This window comes from Burkholderia sp. 9779_493 (assembly GCF_015712215.1).
In the GTDB taxonomy this organism is placed as follows: domain Bacteria; phylum Pseudomonadota; class Gammaproteobacteria; order Burkholderiales; family Burkholderiaceae; genus Burkholderia; species Burkholderia cenocepacia.
Genome location: NZ_JACCQA010000008.1, coordinates 204,867 through 223,728, shown reverse-complemented (window position 1 = coordinate 223,728; position 18,862 = coordinate 204,867). Strand labels below are relative to the sequence as shown.

16 protein-coding genes and 1 riboswitch are annotated in these 18,862 nt (G+C 69.7%); all 16 genes read right to left on the bottom strand.

The annotated features are described in order from the left end of the window. Positions 1-17: 17 nt before the first annotated feature. A riboswitch (S-adenosyl-L-homocysteine riboswitch) is annotated at positions 18-135 on the bottom strand. Between the two features lie 101 nt (positions 136-236). Further along, positions 237-971 carry an RNA polymerase sigma factor FliA gene (locus tag H0X95_RS11025; protein ID WP_006484033.1) on the bottom strand — a complete coding sequence of 245 codons (735 nt, stop codon included), beginning with the start codon at positions 969-971 and terminating at the stop codon, positions 237-239. Between the two features lie 22 nt (positions 972-993). After that, positions 994-1,812 (bottom strand): nucleotide-binding protein, encoded by an 819-nt coding sequence (locus H0X95_RS11020; RefSeq protein ID WP_006491878.1) that lies wholly within the window; start codon positions 1,810-1,812, stop codon positions 994-996. Next, positions 1,805-3,592, bottom strand: a complete 1,788-nt coding sequence (gene flhF, locus H0X95_RS11015; RefSeq protein ID WP_059721083.1) for a flagellar biosynthesis protein FlhF — start codon at positions 3,590-3,592, stop codon at positions 1,805-1,807. The genes H0X95_RS11020 and flhF overlap by 8 nt, the downstream gene beginning before the upstream one ends. Next, on the bottom strand, positions 3,589-5,691 hold the full coding sequence (gene flhA / locus H0X95_RS11010; protein ID WP_006485892.1) for a flagellar biosynthesis protein FlhA: 2,103 nt from the start codon (positions 5,689-5,691) through the stop codon (positions 3,589-3,591). Before flhA ends, flhF begins: the two co-directional genes overlap by 4 nt. After that, positions 5,688-6,887, bottom strand: coding sequence for a flagellar biosynthesis protein FlhB (gene flhB / locus H0X95_RS11005; protein ID WP_059721084.1), 1,200 nt, complete (start codon positions 6,885-6,887; stop codon positions 5,688-5,690). Before flhB ends, flhA begins: the two co-directional genes overlap by 4 nt. A 429-nt stretch (positions 6,888-7,316) precedes the next feature. Further along, the gene (locus H0X95_RS11000; protein WP_006485888.1) at positions 7,317-7,814 is read right to left on the bottom strand and encodes a VOC family protein; all 498 of its coding nucleotides are present in this window, start codon (positions 7,812-7,814) and stop codon (positions 7,317-7,319) included. 164 nt (positions 7,815-7,978) lie between these two features. Then, positions 7,979-9,217: a DUF3443 family protein gene (locus tag H0X95_RS10995; protein ID WP_006497451.1), complete on the bottom strand. Its 1,239-nt coding sequence runs from the start codon at positions 9,215-9,217 to the stop codon at positions 7,979-7,981. A gap of 16 nt (positions 9,218-9,233) precedes the next feature. Further along, on the bottom strand, positions 9,234-9,737 hold the full coding sequence (locus H0X95_RS10990; RefSeq protein ID WP_012492269.1) for a DUF2844 domain-containing protein: 504 nt from the start codon (positions 9,735-9,737) through the stop codon (positions 9,234-9,236). 259 nt (positions 9,738-9,996) lie between these two features. Next, on the bottom strand, positions 9,997-10,728 hold the full coding sequence (gene cheZ / locus H0X95_RS10985) for a protein phosphatase CheZ (protein WP_006497453.1): 732 nt from the start codon (positions 10,726-10,728) through the stop codon (positions 9,997-9,999). 2 nt (positions 10,729-10,730) lie between these two features. After that, a complete protein-coding gene (gene cheY / locus H0X95_RS10980; protein WP_006485893.1) occupies positions 10,731-11,126 on the bottom strand; it encodes a chemotaxis response regulator CheY in 396 nt (131 codons plus the stop codon). Between the two features lie 67 nt (positions 11,127-11,193). Further along, on the bottom strand, positions 11,194-12,285 hold the full coding sequence (locus H0X95_RS10975) for a protein-glutamate methylesterase/protein-glutamine glutaminase (RefSeq protein ID WP_012492268.1): 1,092 nt from the start codon (positions 12,283-12,285) through the stop codon (positions 11,194-11,196). Next, on the bottom strand, positions 12,282-13,040 hold the full coding sequence (gene cheD, locus H0X95_RS10970; RefSeq protein ID WP_059721086.1) for a chemoreceptor glutamine deamidase CheD: 759 nt from the start codon (positions 13,038-13,040) through the stop codon (positions 12,282-12,284). The genes H0X95_RS10975 and cheD overlap by 4 nt, the downstream gene beginning before the upstream one ends. Further along, entirely contained in the window at positions 13,037-14,029 is a 993-nt protein-coding gene (locus tag H0X95_RS10965; RefSeq protein WP_059721087.1) for a CheR family methyltransferase, read from the bottom strand. The genes cheD and H0X95_RS10965 overlap by 4 nt, the downstream gene beginning before the upstream one ends. Positions 14,030-14,032: 3 nt before the next feature. Further along, the gene (locus tag H0X95_RS10960) at positions 14,033-15,991 is read right to left on the bottom strand and encodes a methyl-accepting chemotaxis protein (protein WP_059721088.1); all 1,959 of its coding nucleotides are present in this window, start codon (positions 15,989-15,991) and stop codon (positions 14,033-14,035) included. Positions 15,992-16,028: 37 nt separating this feature from the next. Continuing rightward, positions 16,029-16,544 (bottom strand): chemotaxis protein CheW, encoded by a 516-nt coding sequence (gene cheW / locus H0X95_RS10955; RefSeq protein WP_006486165.1) that lies wholly within the window; start codon positions 16,542-16,544, stop codon positions 16,029-16,031. A 47-nt stretch (positions 16,545-16,591) separates the two neighbouring features. Beyond that, positions 16,592-18,853, bottom strand: coding sequence for a chemotaxis protein CheA (cheA, locus tag H0X95_RS10950; protein ID WP_059721089.1), 2,262 nt, complete (start codon positions 18,851-18,853; stop codon positions 16,592-16,594). Positions 18,854-18,862 lie beyond the last annotated feature (9 nt).

Here is an 18,862-nt window from a genome sequence, read left to right as displayed (position 1 = left end):
AAAAAGTTTCTAGATTGGTGACGTGAGCGCCGTTCAGGAAGCGGGGCCGGCGCGAAAAAATCGCCGCACGGCTGCTTGGTGAAGCTCTCCGAGCCTGGCGGACGCTGAGGGTCCGTCGCAACGCTCCTCGGAAAACGGAGGGGATTGTAGCAAATCGGCGCGCGGAATGCGCAAGGACCCGCACACGAGCGCGGCACGGGCGCGCGGCGCCGGCGCGCGCGGCCGTCGACAAGGGGTCAGGACTCGGCGCCGACCCACGCCTGTTCGCGCAGCCGCGCGCGCAGGCGCGCGACGGCCTGGCTGTGCAGCTGGCACACGCGCGATTCGCTCACTTCGAGCACCGCGCCGATCTCGCGCAGATTCAGACCCCGTTCGTAGTACAGCGACATCAGCAGCTTCTCGCGCTCCGGCAGCCGCTCGATCGCTTCGACGAGCGCCTCGCGCAGGTGCTCGTCGAGCAGCGCCGACAACGGATCGGCGTGATCGACGCGATAACGGTCGAGGAACGGCTCGTCGTCGGCCGCGCGGTCGAAATCCTCGTAGTAGATGAGCTGGCTGCCGTGCAGGTCCTGCAGCATCCCCTGGTATTCGTCGAGCGGCATGTTCAGGTGCTGCGCGATCTCGGTCTCGCTCGCCGAGCGGCCGAGGTGCTGCTCGACCTGGTGCACCGCGTGCTCGACCTCGCGCGACGTCTTGCGCAGGCTGCGCGGCAGCCAGTCGTTGCTGCGCAGCTCGTCGAGCATCGCGCCGCGGATGCGCTGCGTCGCATAGGTCTCGAACTGCGCGCCCTGGTCTTCCTTGTAGCGGCCGGCCGCGTCCATCAGGCCGATCATGCCGGCCTGGATCAGGTCGTCGAGATCGACGCTCGCCGGCATCTTCGCGACGAGTTGCAGCCCGAGGCGGCGCACGAGCGGCGCATATTGCGCGAGCACGTCGGCCTGGGACATCTTTCCTTGAGCGTTGTACATCATGGCTCTCTCCTTCGGGTGGCGCTCACGCGGCGTGTGCCGCGCCCGCCTCGTACGACGGCTTGCCGCCGGCGTGGACCGCCCGGCCCGCACCCGAACGCGGGCGCATCGGCCAGTACAACAGGTCGGCGGCAATCTGCCGGTAGTCGCGCGCGGCGGGCGACGACGGGAACGCGTCGACCACCGCATGCATCAGGTCGCGGGCGTGCTCGACGAGCGGATCGGCGCTCACGCAGCCCGCATCGGCGATCGACACGGTCAGGTAGCGGCTCGCGACGCCCGCGAGGTTGTCGAAGGCCGTCTTCGCGTCCGCGTGGCTGCCGACCTGATTGGTCAGCACGCGGAACTGCGCGAACGCGTGCGCGAAATGCAGCCGCTTCATGCACGCGTATGCCTCGGTGATCGCCTGCGCGGCGACCCGCGTGACGACCAGCACGTCGTGCGCTTCGCGCGCGAGCGCCGAGAACGAGCCGTCGGCGCCGAGCTGCGCGTCGACGAGCACGATGTCGGCCGGGCCGTCGATGAAGTCGCTCAGTTGCGCGTCGCTGTAGCCGGCGCGCGCGAGCCGCGCGGCGCCGCACAGGCCGAAGCCGGCCGCCACCCGCGTGCGTTCGCCGTCGCGCAGCCACGCGCCCGCGAGCGTCGCGCTGGCCGAGTGCACGTCGGCGCGCTCGTCGACGACGAGCACGTCCTTGCCGAGCGACGCGAGCGCCGCCGCGAGGTTCACCACGGTGGACGTGCAGCCGACGCCCGCCGGCCCGCCCGTCACCGCGACGATGCGCGACGCGCGCCCGGCCAGCAGGCGCCGCAGCCCTTCGGCCTGATCGATGATCCGTTTATCCAAATCGCACCTCGTGCAGCTCGGCGGTGGAACGTGCGGTCAGTGCGGAAAGCAGCGTCGGCATGTCCTCGTCTTGCGGCACGAAGGGCGAGCCGTCGCGCGGCACACAGAACGCGCTCTTCAGCAGGAATTTGGTCGACGCGACGTACAGGTTCTCCGGCACCTTCTGGCCGGTCGACACGTAGTGGACCGGCAGCTTGTAGCGGATCACCGTGTCGAGCACGCCGCCGAGGTGGGTCGCCTCGTCGAGCTTGGTGAGGATGCAGCCGGCCAGGTCGGGATGCTCGCCCGCGCTGCGGTACGCCTGCACGACTTCGTTCAGCGTGTCGCCGTGGCTCGTCGCGTTGAGCAGCAGCAGGCGCTGCACCGGTGCGTTCGCGCCGTGCAGCATCGCGATCTGGTCGGACACCGCGCGGTCGCGCTGGCTCATGCCGATCGTGTCGATCAGCACGATGTGCTTGTTGCGCAGCTCGGACAGCGCGAGCGCGAGGTCGCCCGCATCCTTCACCGCGTGCACCGGCACGCCGAGGATCTTGCCGAAGATGCGCAGTTGCTCGTGGCCGCCGATCCGGTAGCTGTCGGTGGTCAGCAGCGCGACCTTGCTCGCGCCGAAGCGCATCACGCAGCGCGCGGCCAGCTTCGCGGTGGTGGTCGTCTTGCCGACGCCCGTCGGCCCCATCAGCGCGAACACGCCGCCGCGCTCCATCAGCGCGTCCTCGCTGTCGAGCACCGGCAGGTTCGACGCAAGCACCGACTGCGCCCATTCCGCGGCCTGCCCGAAGGTCTGCGCACCGTCGCCGGACGGCAGGTTGTCGACCAGCATCCGCACCAGCTGCGCGGAGAAGCCGGCCGCGAACAGGTGCTTCGTCAGCGCGCCGTGAACGGCGCTGCGGCGCTGGCGGTCGTGCCACATCAGGCTGTCGAACTGCTCTTGCATCATCCCGCGCAGCTCGCCCAGCTCCTGCATCACCGTGTCGTTGACGATCCGCTCGAGGCGCGACTTCACCGCATCGGCCACCGCGGCGGCGGTGTCGGCGGACAGGCGCGTGCGTTCCGACGCCCTGCCGGCGTACGCGGCGCCCGTGTCGGATGCGCGCTTCGCGGCGGCCGTCGCGCCGGCGGCCGGCGACCCGGCGGCGGGCGATCCCGCGGCCGGCATCCGGCGTTCGGCGTCGCGGACGATGTCGCGCGCCCAGTCCGGCGGCGTCGCGCTGGCCGCGGGCGCGCTCGGCTGCGGCTCGACCGGCGCCTGCGCCCGGGCGATCAGCGCGTCGCGCTGCTGCGTGAGGCGCTTCGCGTGCTCGACCAGCCACGGTGCGGGTTCGGAAGGGGCGGCCGGCGATCCGGGCGCAGGCGTACCGGCGGCCGGCGCGGCGTTCGACGGCGCTGCCGCGGCGGGCGCGTCCGCATCGCTCGACGGAGGATGCGCATCCGCGTCGTGCGCGTCGGCGCTCGCGCCGAACACCGACGAGAACACGTCCGGCAGCCCGCCTTCGCCGGCCGCGTACGGATTGACGACCGGGCGCGGTGCGATGCCCGGGCGCGACACGATGCCCGGCACGGCGGCGGCCGGCACGGATTCCGGCACGCGCGACGTGGCGACGCGCGGACGCGCGGCCGGCGGCGCCACCGCGGCGAGATCCGAATCGGCGAGTGCAACGATTTCGACGCTGCCGTCATCGAGCGTGCGGTTCGACAGCACGACCGCGTCGGCGCCGAGCGCCTCGCGCACGAGACGAAGTGCGTCGCGGCTCGTTGCGCCGGTGAATTTGCGAATGTTCAAGCGGAACCCCCGATGACGTTAACGACTTTGATCGTGCGTGTGTCCGGCACTTCGGCATACGACAGCACTTTCAATTGCGGCAGGCTGCGGCGCAGGAAGCGCGCGAGCATCGCGCGCAGCGCGTGCTGCACCAGCAGCACCGGCGGCAGCCCGAGATTCTGTTGACGCAGCATCGCTTGCTGCGTGCCGGTCAGAAGGTTGTGCGCGAGGCCGGGTTCGAGGCCCGGGTTCGCGCCGGTGGCGAGCGCCTGCGACAGCACGCGCTCCAGGTTCGCGTCGAGGCCCATCACCTGCATTTCGCCGTTGCCCGGATACCACTGCTGCGTGATCGCGCGGCCGAGCGACAGGCGCACCGCGGCGGTGATCTCGAACGCGTCGCCGCGGCCCGCATGCTCGGACACGGCCTCGAGGATCGTGCGCATGTCGCGGATCGGCACGCCTTCCTCGAGCAGGTTCTGCAGCACCTTCTGCAGCGTGGTGAGCGAGATCGTCTTCGGCACGAGGTCCTCGACGAGCGACGGTGCATCCTTGCCGGTGCGTTCGACGAGCGCCTGCACTTCCTGGCGGCCGAGCAGCTCGGCCGCGTGCTGGACGACGAGATGGTTCAGGTGCGTCGCGACGACCGTGCTCGCGTCGACCACCGTGTAGCCGTACACCTGCGCCTGCTCGCGCAGCGCGACGTCGATCCACACGGCCGGCAGCCCGAACGCGGGGTCCTGCGTGACGGCGCCCGGCAGCGCGGCCGTCACCTGGCCCGGGTTGATCGCGAGCCACTGGCCCGGGAACACTTCGCCCGCGCCGATCTCGACGCCCTTCAGCGCGATCCGGTACGCGTTCGGCCGCAGCTCGAGGTTGTCGCGGATATGGATCACCGGCGGCAGGAAGCCGATTTCCTGCGCGAATTTCTTGCGGATGCTCTTGATGCGCTTGAGCAGCTCGCCGTCGCTGTTCTTGTCGACGAGCGGAATCAGCCGGTAGCCGACTTCGAGGCCGAGCGGGTCGATCAGCTGCACGTCGTCCCAGGTCGCTTCGTGGCTGTCGGCCGGCAGCACGGCGGGCGGTGCGATGTCGGTCACGTCGCCGGCCGCCTTGCGGGCCGCCGCGCGCCGGGTCTGCGTGCGCGCCAGCCAGATCGCGCCGCCGCCGAGCGCGAGGAACGCGAAGTGCGGCATCCCCGGGATCAGCCCCATCAGCACGATGATCGCGCCGGTGATCGTCAGCACGCGCGGGTTCGTGAACAGCTGGCCGGTGATCTGCGTGCCGATGTCCTCGTCGGTCGCGACGCGCGACACGATCACGCCGGCCGCGGTCGAGATCACGAGCGACGGGATCTGCGCGACGAGGCCGTCGCCGATCGTCAGCAGCGTGTAGTTGGTGCCGGCCGCGGCGAAGCTCATGTCGTGCTGGACCATCCCGACGATCAGCCCGCCGATCACGTTGATCGCCATGATAATCAGGCCGGCGATCGCGTCGCCGCGCACGAACTTCGACGCGCCGTCCATCGACCCGTAGAACTCGGCTTCCTGCGACACGGCGAGGCGGCGCTTGCGGGCCTGTTCCTCGTTGATGAGGCCGGCATTCAGGTCGGCGTCGATCGCCATCTGCTTGCCGGGCATCGCGTCGAGCGTGAAGCGCGCGGACACTTCGGCGATCCGCCCCGCCCCCTTCGTGATCACCATGAAGTTGATGATCATCAGGATCACGAACACGACGATGCCGACCGCGAAGTTGCCGCCCACGAGGAAGTGGCCGAACGCCTCGATCACCTGCCCGGCCGCGTCGGGCCCGGTGTGGCCTTCGAGCAGCACGACGCGGGTCGACGCGACGTTCAGCGACAGGCGCAGGAGCGTCGAGAACAGCAGCACGCTCGGGAACGCCGCGAAGTCGAGCGGCTTCATCGTGTACATGCTGACGAGCAGCACCATCACCGACAGCGCGATGTTGAACGTGAACAGCAGATCCAGCAGCATCGGCGGCAGCGGCAGGATCATCATCCCCAGGATCATGCAGATGAGGATCGGGCCCGCGAGCGCACGCAGGTTCGTGCCTGCCAGCAGGTTCGGGCGCTTCGCGAACAGGCCGGTGGTCGGGGTGCTCATGCCGCGGTCCCTCGTTTGCCGAGCGTGTCCTCGGCTTCTTCACGTTCATCGTCGGCGGCGACCGACGTGCCCTTGTCGAGTTCGGCCGGCACGTCGAGATCGACCGGCACCGCCGGGAACGCGCCGCCTTCCGAGCGGAAACGCTTGAGTTGGTACACCCATGCGAGCACTTCGGCGACCGCCGAGTACAGCGAACCGGGGATCTCGCGCTCGAGTTCGACGTTGTGATACAGCGCCCGCGCGAGCGGCGGCGCTTCGAGCAGCGGCACGTTGTGTTCGGCCGCGAGTTCGCGGATGCGCGCCGCGACGAGGTTCACGCCCTTCGCGACGACCTTCGGCGCGCGCATCTCGCCATCCGTGTATTGCAGCGCGACCGCGAAGTGCGTCGGGTTCGTGACGACCACGTCGGCCTTCGGCACGGCCGCCATCATCCGGCGGCGGGCGATCGCGCGCTGCTGCTGGCGAATGCGCCCCTTCACGTGCGGATCGCCTTCGTTCTCGCGATGCTCGCGCTTCACTTCTTCCTTCGTCATGCGCAACTTCTTGTTGTACTGCCAGAGTTGGTAAGGCACGTCGAGCCCGGCGACCACCAGCATCCCGGCGACCGTCGTGCCGCAGCACACGGCGACCAGATGCAGCGCATCGGGCAGCGCCGCGCCGAGCGGCTGGGTCGCGAGGCCGAGCAGTTCGTTCTTGCTGCGCCAGATCGCGATGCCGCCGATCCCGCCGACCACCAGCGTCTTCGCGATCGACATCCCGAGCTGGATCGGCCCCTGGATCGAGAAGATCCGGCCGAGGCCCGAAATCGGGTTCAGCCGGTCGAACTTCAGCTCGAACGTCTTTTGCGAAATCAGCCAGCCGCCGAGCGCCATCGGCGCGAGCAGCGCGGCGACGCCGGTGAGCGCGAGAAGCGGCAGCAGCGCGGCGAAGCCCTCGAGGCTCGCGCTGCCGGCCGCCGACAGCATCCGGTGGGTGTCGAACGCGGTCGCACGATCGAACGTGAACGCGCCGCGCAGCATCGCCTGCAGATGCGCGCCCGACGGGCCCGCGAGCAGCCATGCGCCGTAGAACCCCGCCGCGAGCAGTGCGAACGAAGCCAGTTCGCGCGAACGCGCGACCTGCCCCTCCTCGCGCGCCTTCTCGCGGCGCCTGGGAGTGGCGGCTTCGGTCTTGTCGAGATCGCTCTCGTCTGCCACGGGGCCTCCAGTCGGCTACGGCGGAATGCCGTTTTCCAGTGACACCGATTATTCATGGAGGCGTCAAACGCCGATCGGTCGAGCAAAGCCGGGAAAGGGGGGTATTTCGGGGAATCGGACGAGCCGCCGCGAACGCGGCCGGAGCGGGGGCGGAACGATGCGCGGCGCGGCGGAAAAACCGGCCGGCCGGCGCATGGGGGCGGCGGCGCTCGCAGGCGGGACGGCACCGGCTGAGTGCGAGGGGACGGTGAAACGACGGGCGGGAAAATGGGAAGAGGCGGGGAAAGCGGGCCCCGACGCAACGGCCCCCGGACGGGCCGATCGCCACGTCATGCTCGTCGCGAATACGTCGAGTCTTCGCTTCGTCGCAATCCTTGCGCCCGGCCCTTTCCGGGGCCAGCGCAAGCCCGTTATTGGCGTGAACAGGCCCTAGCCAGCCGCCGCCCGCTGCAGCGCGTCGAGATCGAGCTTCTTCATCGTCATCACCTGCGCCATCACGCGCTCGGCGCGGGCCGGGTCGCCCGTCATCAGCTCGGCCATCTGCACCGGCACGACCTGCCACGACACGCCGAAGCGGTCGCGCAGCCAGCCGCATTGCTGCGCGCGCTCGTCGCCGCCTTCGGACAGGCGCGCCCAGTAACGGTCGATCTCGTCCTGGTCGCGGCAGTTGACGACGAACGACACGGCCGGCGTCATCTGGAACACGGGGCCGCCGTTCAGCGCGACGAACGCCTGCCCGTCGAGCTCGAACGCCACGGTCATCACCGCGCCCTCGGCGTTGCCGGACGCGTGCGCGCCAGCCTTGCCGTAGCGCGCGACGTGCACGATGCGCGCGTTGTCGAACACCGATACGTAAAAAGCGGCCGCCGCCTCGGCGTCGCGGTCGAACCACAGGAACGGCGTGATGCGCTGGATACGCTGGGTCATGGCGCTGTCTCCTCGATGTCGTGCCGGCACCGGTGCCGGTCTTACATCGTAGCCGCTGCGCCGGCGCCTGGCGGCGCGCCGGCTCGTAGCGCGCGCACCGCACGCCGGATAAAAAAAGGGGGCGATCGCTCGCCCCCTTCGTTCCTGCGTCCGGCCGTGCCGCGTCAGAACGCGACGAACGGCTGCGCGCCGCCGCTCGCGGTCTTGTCCATCCCGAAGTAGATCGTCTTGCCGTAGAAGTGCGGCATGCCGATGTCGAGCCAGCTGGACGAGCCGAACGGGCCCGCGATGTCGTTGAACGCGAACGTCGACGGGTTCGAGAACAGCGAATCCGCGTTCGCGACCGGCATCGACACGGTACCCGACGCGCCGTTCTGGCCCCTCAGCGTGGCCGAGTACGAGGTCGTGGTCGCGGGGCAGTAGAACTCCGTGTTCCTCGAACAGACCGTCTGCGCCGAATCGTTGAAGAAATACGCGTTCGAGCCCGTATCGAAGAACGCGGTCACGTTGCGCCCCTGGAACGTCGCGCTGACGTCGCCGGTCGTGGTCGACGTCATCACCGTCTTGCCGCTCAGGTTCGGCAGGCCGAACGTCAGCGTGCCGGTTGCGCTCCCCTGCCCGCTGGACGAGATGTCGGGCATCTGCACGCTCACGCCGTCGCTGTTCGCGAACCGATGCACGGGGTTGGCCACCTGCTGCGCGAGCGGCACGAGCGCGACCGTGCAGCTTGCGTTGTCGCCGTTCGGGCACGCGTAGTAGTTGTTGCTCGTCGACGTCGACGTCGCGCAGGTCGTGCCGCAGTCGTACGGCGCCGGCCCGATGCCGAGGATCCCGTTCGCGCCGAGCGCGCCGGTCGAGTTGGCCGACGCGCCGCCGTTCGTGCACGAGCTCGGCACGTTGGTCGTGCCGAGGTCGCCGATGATCTGCACGGGCAGCGAGCTTGCCTGCTCGGTGCCGATCGACAGGTCGACGGTGCGCACCGAGCCCCACGTGTAGCTCGACACGAACTTGCCGCATTCGGCGACCGGCGCGCCGCCGCTCGTCACCTGCGGCAGGCTGTCGTGCACGCCCGCCACCGCGCTGCCGACGAGCCGCAGCCCGTAGGACGCGGTATCGACGAGCACGTTGTTGACGATCTGGCAGTTCGACGTGCCCGGCACGCAGACCTTCAAGCTGATGGTCGGGATGTTGATCACGTTCGCGGCGCCGGCGCCGACCGTGATGACGGCCGTGTTGCCGCTGTTGCCGTCGGACCCGCCCGAGCCGTTGCCGCCCGTATTGCCGCCGTTGCCCGCACTGCCGCCGCCGCCATCGCCGCCGCCGCATGCCGTCACGAGTACGGCCGTCGCGGCCAGGAGGCCCAGCACGCCGAGCCAGCGCTTGAATGTACGAGGAATGCTCAAGGTCGCTCTCCCGCTGTCACTGGATATCGGTGCCGGCCACGCCGGCAGGCAGCGCCGACGGCAGCCATGCCTGGCCGGAGAAGGCGCCCATGTGGCCGCCCGTCCGGATCACGAGGCCGCTCGTCTCGACGGCCACCGGCGCGCGCCAGCCGCGCGCCTGGTGCGCCGCCTGGACTCCGGCGGTGTACTGCGGGAAATAGCTGCCGAGCAGCGACGCGAGATCCGGCATCGTCGGCCCGCGCCATGCGAGGCCGAACACGCTGCCGGCGGCCGACGTGTATTCGTGGATGACGGTGCCCGATCCGAGCGTGATCTCGCGGACGGTATAGGCGGCCGTGCTCGTCTGCACGCCGTCCGCCGAGCGCATCGCGCGCTGCAGCGCCCGCACGGTGGCGGCCTGATCGTCCGCCGGCGGCGACATCGGTGCGCCGCCCAGTTCCGCATGTGCGTGGACGGCCCACAGCACACTCATTGCAGCCGTCGCGTGCGCGACGGTCCAGCCCAAGCGTTTCAGCTTCACGTTCCCCCCCAAGGGACTGGCTTCGTTGCCGACGGCGCCGCCGTCGGCCCCCGCCGCCTGCCAACTTATGAATCTTACGAATGACGCTACGTTGCTGCTGACGCGTAGTATGCCTGCGGAGTGTGGCCACGTGTCAATTCGACGCAGGATCACGCCGCGCGGCGCAACGGCGGCGGGAACGGGAAAACGCGGCGGGAACGGGGAATGCGCGCATCGGCCGCCCCCGCGGAAGGGGGCGCGCCGATGCGTGGCGACCAGGTCAGAAGCCGAGGCTGGCGAGCAGGTCGTCGACCTGCCCCTGGTCCTGGACGACGTCGGATTTGCCTTCCGGCGCGATCTGCGGGCCGTTCAGCAGCGATTCGGGGCTGCCGGTCGCGCTCATCTGCTCGGCCGCGAACGCGGCGGCGGTGGCCGCGAACTGCTCGCGCCGCTCCGGCGCGATGTTCTCGACGAGCACCGTGAGGAGCTGCTGCTCGATCAGGTAGACCATGTCCATGATCTTCTTGATCACCTGGCCGGTCAGATCCTGGAAATCCTGCGCGAGCATGATCTCGAGCAGCTGCGCGCGAGTCGCCGACGTCGACTCGGGCAGCGTGCGCAGGAACGTGCGCGTATCGTCCATCAGCTCGCGCACTTCCGCGTGCTCGATCGGCGCCGCGTACCACTGCGCCCAGCGCGCGTCGAGCGCCTCGGCCTCGTTCTGGATGCGCTCCTGCATCGGCTTCGCGATCTCGATCGCATTCAGCACGCGCACCGCGGCCTGCTCGGTCATCGTCGCGACGTAGCGCAGCCGGTCGCGCGCATCCGGCACGGCTTCCGCCGCGCGCTCGACGTGCTTGTCGAGCCCGAGCTCGCGCATCGAATCGCGCAGCGTGCGCGTGACGTGGCCGATGCGCGCGAGGATCCGGTCGCTCGCGTAATCGGCGCCTTCGGCATGGCCGTCGGCGTTGATCGCCGCGCCGGCGAGCGCCGCATGGATCGGCTCGTTCACGTTCAGCTCCCGGCCTTGGCCATCTTGTCGATGATCTTGTTCAGCTTCTCGTCGAGCGTCGCGGCCGTGAACGGTTTCACGACGTAGCCGCTCGCGCCGGCCTGCGCGGCCGCGATGATGTTCTCCTTCTTCGACTCGGCCGTGACCATCAGCACCGGCAGGTGCGTGAGCGTCGCGTCGGCGCGGATTTCCTTCAGCATCGCGAGGCCGTCGAGGTTCGGCATGTTCCAGTCCGAGATCACGAAGTCATAGCCGCCGCCGCGCAGCCGCGCGAGGCCGGCCAGGCCGTCCTCGGCCTCGTCGACGTTCGAATAGCCCAGTTCCTTGAGCAGGTTGCGGACGATCCGGCGCATCGTCGGGAAATCGTCCACCACCAGGATTTTCATGCTCTTGTCCATCGTCGTTCCTTTCCAGATTCGTTTCCGTCGGGACGCGTATCGTGGCACGCGCCCCGTGACATTCCATTCACACGCGCTGCACGCGGTCGCCCATCGTCGCCAGGCGCGCCATCACGCGGCGGCTCATGTCGGCGAGCGGCGCAATCTCGTCCGCGCCGCCGAGCGCGATCGCCTCGCGCGGCATCCCGAACACGATGCAGCTCGCTTCGTCCTGCGCGAACGTGTGGGCGCCCGCGCGTTTCATTTCCAGCAGGCCGGCCGCGCCGTCGCGGCCCATCCCGGTGAGGATCACGCCGATCGCGTTCTTGCCCGCATGCGTCGCCGCCGAGCGGAACAGCACGTCGACCGACGGGCGGTGCCGGTTCACCGGCGGCTCGTCCGACAGTTGCGCAATATAGTTCGCGCCGCTTCGCGCGAGCAACAGGTGTGCGTGGCCCGGCGCGATGTACGCATGGCCCGGCAGCACGCGTTCGCCGTGCTCGGCTTCCTTCACCGCGATCCGGCACAGGCCGTTCAATCGCTGCGCGAACGATTTCGTGAAGCCCGGCGGCATGTGCTGCGCGATCAGCACGGCCGGCGCATCCGGCGGCAGCGGCGTCAACACTTCGCGGATCGCCTCGGTGCCGCCCGTCGACGCGCCGATGATGATCAGCTTCTCGGTACTGACGAGCGGGTTGTTGATCATCGGCGCGGCCGCGGCGCTGTCCGCCGTGCGGGCGGCGGCCTGCGGCTGCGGCGCCTGGCGCACGCGCGCGCGCGACGCCGCGCGGATCTTGTCGGCGAGCTTTTCCGCGTAGTCGAGCATCCCGTCGCGAATCCCGACGCGCGGCTTCGTGACGAAATCCACCGCGCCGAGTTCGAGCGCGCGCAGCGTGATTTCCGAGCCGCGCTCGGTCAGCGACGACACCATCACGACCGGCATCGGCCGCAGGCGCATCAGCTTCTCGAGGAAGTCGAGCCCGTCCATGCGCGGCATTTCGACGTCGAGCGTGAGCACGTCGGGGTTGTGCTGCTTGATGAGCTCGCGCGCGACGAGCGGATCGGGCGCGGTCGCGACCACCGTCATGTCGGGCTGGCTGTTGATGATCTCGGTCATCAGGCTGCGGATCAGCGCCGAATCGTCGACGCACAATACTTTGATCTTCTGCACTGCGGTCATGCCTCCTGCTTTCTTGATAGGTTCGCCGCGTACGGGCTCCCTTGCGGGCCAGCCGTCCGCGCACCGCCGCTGCCGGCCGGCGCGGTGCCACGCGCGCCGAACAGCTCGATGCGCGGGCGCGCCGGTTGCGGCGCGGCAGGCCGCTTCGCGGCGAACAGCTCGACGTGCGCACGCGTGCGTGCGGTGCGGAGGCGATCGGCCTCGCGCGCGAGCGCGGCTTCGCGCTCGGTAACGCCCGGCACCTGCAGCCGCAGCTTCTTCACCATCGCGCGCCCGCTGTGCGGCATGAACGCGACCTTGCGCGGATGCACGCCCTGCAGGTCTTCCGCGGTGATGCGGATGCGCTCGAGCGCGAGATAGCGGCGCACGAAATCCGCGTTGCGATCGCCGATGTTGATCGTCGTCATCCCGGCCAGCACGGCCGCGCCGCCGAACACCTTCGCCTCGAAGCGCTCGCGGCGCCCGCCGGCCTTGATCAGCTCGTTGATCAGCACTTCCATCGCATATGCGCCGTAGCGCATCGATTCCGACGCGGCGGCGCCCGGATCGGCGCCGTCGTCCGGCAGCATGAAGTGGTTCATCCCGCCGATGCCCGCATACGGGTCGTGCAGGCACGCGGCGACACACGAGCCGAGCACGGTCATCAGCACCATGTCCTCGGACGTCGTGTAGAACTCGTTCGGCAACAGCTTCACGCCGGGGCGCTCGAAGTGGTTGTCGAAGTAGCGATTGGTCGCGATCGGCAGTGCGCTCATCCGCGCTCTCCATAGGCGGGCGCGCCGCCCGCGGCCCGCGCACGCACGGGCGACGACATCGCGGCCGCCGCGCTCGCCTGCGCGCCGCGCGACCGTGCGCCCTGAGCGGCGTCGCGCGTCAGTTCGTACACCGTCTGCCCGCGCAGCCGGAACGCCTGCGTCACGTACGTGAAATTCTCCGAATGGCCGGCGAACAGCAGGCCGCCCGGCTTCACGAGCGGCTCGAAGCGCGACAGCACCTGCCCCTGCGTCGGCTTGTCGAAATAGATCATCACGTTGCGGCAGAAGATCGCGTCGAACGGCTTGCCGATCCCGTAGTCGGCATCGGTCAGGTTCAGTTGCTCGAAGCGGATCATCGCGCGCAGCTCGGGGCGCACCTTCACGCGGCCGGCCTGTGCGCCCGTGCCCTTCAGGAAGAAGCGCTTGAGCCGCTCCGGCGACAGGTGCTTGACCTGGTCGTACGTATAGATGCCGGCTTCGGCCTTCGCGAGCACCTGCGTGTCGAGATCGGTCGCGAGGATCGACGCGCTGCGCGCCGCCGTTTCGCCGAGCGCCTCGATCAGCGTGATCGCGATCGAGTACGGCTCCTCGCCGGTGGACGCCGCCGAGCACCAGACCGACACCGGCGACGGCCGCCCCTTCACGAATTCCGACAGGATCGGGAAATGGTGCGACTCGCGGAAAAACGCGGTCAGGTTGGTCGTCAGCGCGTTGGTGAACGCTTCCCACTCGAGCGGATCGTCTTCCTGCTCGAGCAGGTCGAGGTAGTCGCGGAACGTGTCGAGGCCGCGCGCCCGCAGCCGTCGCGCGAGACGGCTGTAGGCCATGTCGCGCTTGTGCTCGGACAGCGAGATGCCCGCGCGTTGGTGGATCAGCGCGCGGATGCGTGCGAAATCCGCGCCGGTGAACGCGAAGTCGCGCCCCGGCTCGCCCGCGCGAGGCGAGGCATCCGGTGCATCGGGTCGAAACGGCGCGCGCGCGTGCTGCATGGCTTAGAAGGTCTCCCAGTCGTCGTCGGACGTGCCGGCGGCCGCCAGCGCCGGCTTCTCGCCGTTCAGCGCCGGGCGCACGAGCGCGGGTTTCGCGGCCGGCTTGTCCGTCGCTGCGGCCGTCTTCGCCAGACGCGGGCCGTAGCCGCCTGCGGCGGCGCCGCCGCGGGAAGCCGGTGCGTCCTTCTGCGTACGCGCAGTGGCGTCGGCCGCCCGCTTCGGTTCGTGGTCGGCGCTCGCGGCGGCCGCGCGCGACGCCGGCGCGGCACGCCGTGCCGCCGGCTGGGCCGCGGCCTGCGGCGCCGGCAGCGCGGCGACCGGCGCGTCGTGGCGCGCGTCCGACGGCAGCGCCGCCGGTTCATGGGCCGCCGGCCGCGCGACGCTGCGCGCCGGCGCGAGCACGATGCCGCCCGCGACGCGCCAGCCCGACACGATCGCCTTCATCTGGCGCGTCTGCTCCTCGAGCGACGCGGCCGCGGCGGCCGCCTGCTCGACGAGCGCCGCGTTCTGCTGCGTGACCGCATCCATCTGGCCGACCGCGCGGTTGACCTGCTCGATGCCGGTCGACTGCTCGTCGGACGCGGCGCTGATCTCGCCCATGATGTCGGTCACGCGGCGCACGGCCTGCACGATTTCTTCCATCGTCGCGCCGGCGCGCGCGACGAGCGCCGACCCGCTGTCGACCTTCTCGGCCGAATCGCCGATCAGCTGCTTGATTTCCTTCGCGGCGCTCGCGCTGCGCTGCGCGAGCGAGCGCACCTCGCCCGCGACCACCGCGAAGCCGCGGCCCTGCTCACCGGCCCGCGCCGCTTCGACGGCCGCGTTCAGCGCGAGGATGTTGGTCTGGAACGCGATGCCCTCGATCGTGCCGATGATGTCGACGACCTTGCCCGAGCTGGCCGCGATGTCCTGCATCGTCGATACGACCTGGCCGACCACGTCGCCGCCCTGCGTCGCGATGTCCGACGCGTTCACCGCGAGCTGGCTCGCCTGCCGCGCGTTTTCCGCGTTCTGCCGCACGGTGCCGGTCAGCTGCTCCATGCTCGACGCGGTTTCCTGCAGCGACGCGGCCTGCTCCTCGGTGCGCTGCGACAGGTCGATGTTGCCGGTCGCGATCTCGCGCGCGCCGACGTCGATCGATTCGGTGCCGCGATGCACGGCCTGCACCATCGTCGTGACGGCGTCCTGCATCCGCTTGATGCCGCCGAACAGGCGGCCGATCTCGTTGGTGCTGAACACGTTCACCGGCTGCGTGAGGTCGCCGCCGGCGATGCGCTCGAAGTGCGCGATCGCATCTTCCAGCGGCTTGACGATCAGCCCGCGCAGCGCGAAGCGGATCGCGATCACGACGACGAACGCGATCGCGATGCCGGCCGCGATCAGCGCGATCATCATCGAGATCTGCGACTGCGTCGCGGCCTGGCGTTCTTCCGCGCGCTTTTGCAGCGCGGCGATCACGGCTGCCGCCGTCTGGTCGAACGCGACGAACATCGGGCTGATCTTCGCGTCGGCGATCGCGTGGTACGCGGCCATGTCGCCCGCGCGTGCCGCGGCGAATTCCGGTTCGACGCCTTCCTTCATGATCGTCGTGTAACGCGCGGTGAGCTCGTCGACGAGCGCCTGCTCGACGCCGAGCTTCGGCGTCGACTGGAACGTCTGCCAGTTCTGGTTCGACTTCGCATACAGCTCCTGCGCGCGATCGAGCACCTTCGCCGCGTCGGCCGCATTGCCGGCTTCGGTCAGCGTACGAAAGCGATCGAGCGCGACGCGCGAGCGCAGCAGGTACGCGGCCGTGTCGTCCAGCGTGTGGATCGCCGGCAGGTCGACGTGCGCGATCTCGTCGAGCGAACGGCTCGCGTGATTCAGCGCGTAGAGGCCGAGCCCGCCGACCGCGGCGGCCAGGCACACGAGGATGAGTCCGACCGCCGTGAGCGTCGTGCGGATCGACCAGTTATGCAACATTGCAGATTCTCCCGAAATTGCTGCGCGCGCGGCGCGCTTACCCGCCGAGCGTCTCGATCAGCGCCATTTCACGGCTCGACATCAGCTTCTCGATGTCCATCAGGATCAGCATCCGGCCGTCGACCGTGCCGAGGCCCGTCAGGTACTCGGTCGTCAGCGTCGCGCCGAATTCCGGCGCCGGCATGATCTGGTCGGTCTGCAGCGTCAGCACGTCCGACACGCCGTCGACCACCATCCCGACCACGCGGTTCGACACGTTCAGGATGATCACGACGGTCTGGTGGTCGTACTCGACCCGGCCGAGGTGGAACTTGATCCGCATGTCGACGATCGGCACGATGATCCCGCGCAGGTTGATCACGCCCTTGATGAACTCCGGCGCGTTCGCGATGCGCGTGACGCTGTCGTAGCCGCGGATTTCCTGCACTTTCAGGATGTCGATCCCGTATTCCTCGTCGCCGAGCGTGAACACGAGGAATTCCTGGCCCGTCGCGTCGCCCTGTTCCGCGTCGCGGCGGCTGGTTGCCGCGTTCGCCGCGGCCGGATTGATCATTTGGACTTCAGCAGACACGTTTGCCCCCAATCGGTTGATGGCGAGAGTCAGAAGACGGCGAGCTCGGCGCCGGCACGGGCGCCGTGCGTCGCACGGGTTTCGCGGTTCAGCGCCGCGACGTCGACGATCAGCGCGACGCTGCCGTCGCCCAGGATGGTCGCCGCCGAGATGCCATGGACCTTGCGGTAGTTGGTTTCGAGGTTCTTCACGACCACCTGCTGCTGGCCGACCAGCTCGTCGATCAGCATCGCGAAGCGGCGCCCCTCGGTTTCCATGATCGTGACGATCCCCTGCGTCGGGTCGGTGCGCGCGTCCTCGACTGAGAACACCTCGTGCAGCGCGACCAGCGGCAGGTATTCACCGCGCACGCGCACCACGCGCTCGCCGTTGCCGACCGTGTAGATGTCGTCGTTCGACGGCTGCAGCGACTCCATCACGAAGTTCAGCGGCAGGATGAAGATCTCGCTGCCCACCTTCACCGACATCCCGTCGAGGATCGCCAGCGTGAGCGGCAGCACGATCCGCGTGGTCGTGCCGCGGCCGGCCAGCGACGTGATCTCGACGTGGCCGCCCATCGACTGGATGTTGCGCTTCACGACGTCCATGCCGACGCCGCGGCCCGACACGTCGGTCACCGTCTCGGCGGTCGAGAAGCCCGGCGCGAAGATCAGTTGCCAGACTTCGTCGTCGCTGATGTTCTCGGCGATCTGCATGCCCTGCTTCGCGGCCTTCGCGAGGATCCGCTCGCGGTTCAGGCCCGCGCCGTCGTCGCTCACCTCGATCACGATGTTGCCGCCGTGATGCGCGGCCGACAGCACGAGCTGGCCGACCGCGTCCTTGCCGGCGGCGACGCGCTTGTCGACGGTTTCGATGCCGTGGTCGAGGCTGTTGCGCACCAGGTGCGTGAGCGGATCGATGATCCGTTCGATCAGGCTCTTGTCGAGCTCGGTCGCCTGGCCGAACGTGACCAGTTCGACCTGCTTGCCCAGCTTGCCGGCGAGATCACGCACGAGCCGCGGGAAGCGGCTGAACACGTAGTCCATCGGCATCATGCGGATCGACATCACCGCTTCCTGCAGGTCGCGCGCGTTGCGCTCGAGCTGCGCCATCCCGTTGAACAGGCGGTCGTGCAGCGCCGGATCGAACGCGCTCGCCGTCTCGGCCAGCATCGCCTGCGTGATCACCAGTTCGCCGACGAGGTTGATCAGTTGGTCGACCTTCTCGACGCCGACGCGGATCGAGCTGCCTTCGGCGCCCGCCGCGGCCGCGGCGGCCGGGCGGGCGCGCTTGTCGTCGTGATGCGCGGCGGCCGGCGCCGCGTGCTCGGCGGGCTGCGGTTGCGCGTGCTGTTGCGACGGCGGCTGCGGCTGCGCGGCGGCTGCGGCCGCCGGCTCGGCCGGCGCCGAAGCAGCCGGCTGCGCGGCGGCGGCCTGCGGCGCGAACACCTCGACGCGCGCGGGCGGCGGGGCGGCGGCCGGTTCGGCGGCCACCGCGGCGGCCGCGTCCTGCGCGGCGGCCGGTGCCGCCTGCGCGGCCGGCGCCGTGCCGTGCGCGACGCGGATCTGGCTTTCGTCGATCACGAAGCAGCACACGGCGACGATGTCGTCCGACGGGACGTCCGATTCGACCCACAGCGACAGGTCCGCGCCCGCTTCCTCGCGACCGACGATCCGGCCGAGGTTGCCGAGTTCTTCGGTGAGCAGCGCCTGGTCCTTCGCATCGACGCCGACCAGCGTGATCTTCAGGTGCGGGCCGCCGGCGCCGGCGTCGGCTGCCGGATGCGCGGCCGCGACGGCCTGTTCGACCACGTGATCGGGCGCACGGTCGCCGGCAGCGGCGGGTTCGGCAGCCGGCGCGACGGCCGCGGCGGCGACCGGCGCAACCGGCGCGGCCTCGGCGGCGGCAGGCGCACCCGCGCCGCTTTCGGCCTTCAGCCGTTCGAGCTTCGCGCAGATCGCCGCGGCGGCGGCCGCGTCCGGTTCGGCGCTCGCGCGGTAGTCGACGAGCTGGTCGGACAGCACGTCCTTGGTTTCCAGGAACGCGTCGACCATGTCCTTGGTCAGCGTCAGCTCATGGTTGCGCGCGCGGTCGAGCAGCGATTCGAGGATGTGCGTCGTATCGGTCAGCGCGGAAAAGCCGAACGTCGCCGCGCCGCCCTTGATCGAGTGCGCGGCGCGGAAGATCGCCGCCAGATCCTCGGGATCGGGCGCATCGACGTCGAGGTTCAGCAGCAGCTGCTCCATCTGCGCGAGCAGCTCGTCGGCTTCGTCGAAAAAGGTCTGGTAGAACTGAGTGATGTCGAGAGTCATGCCCGGTCA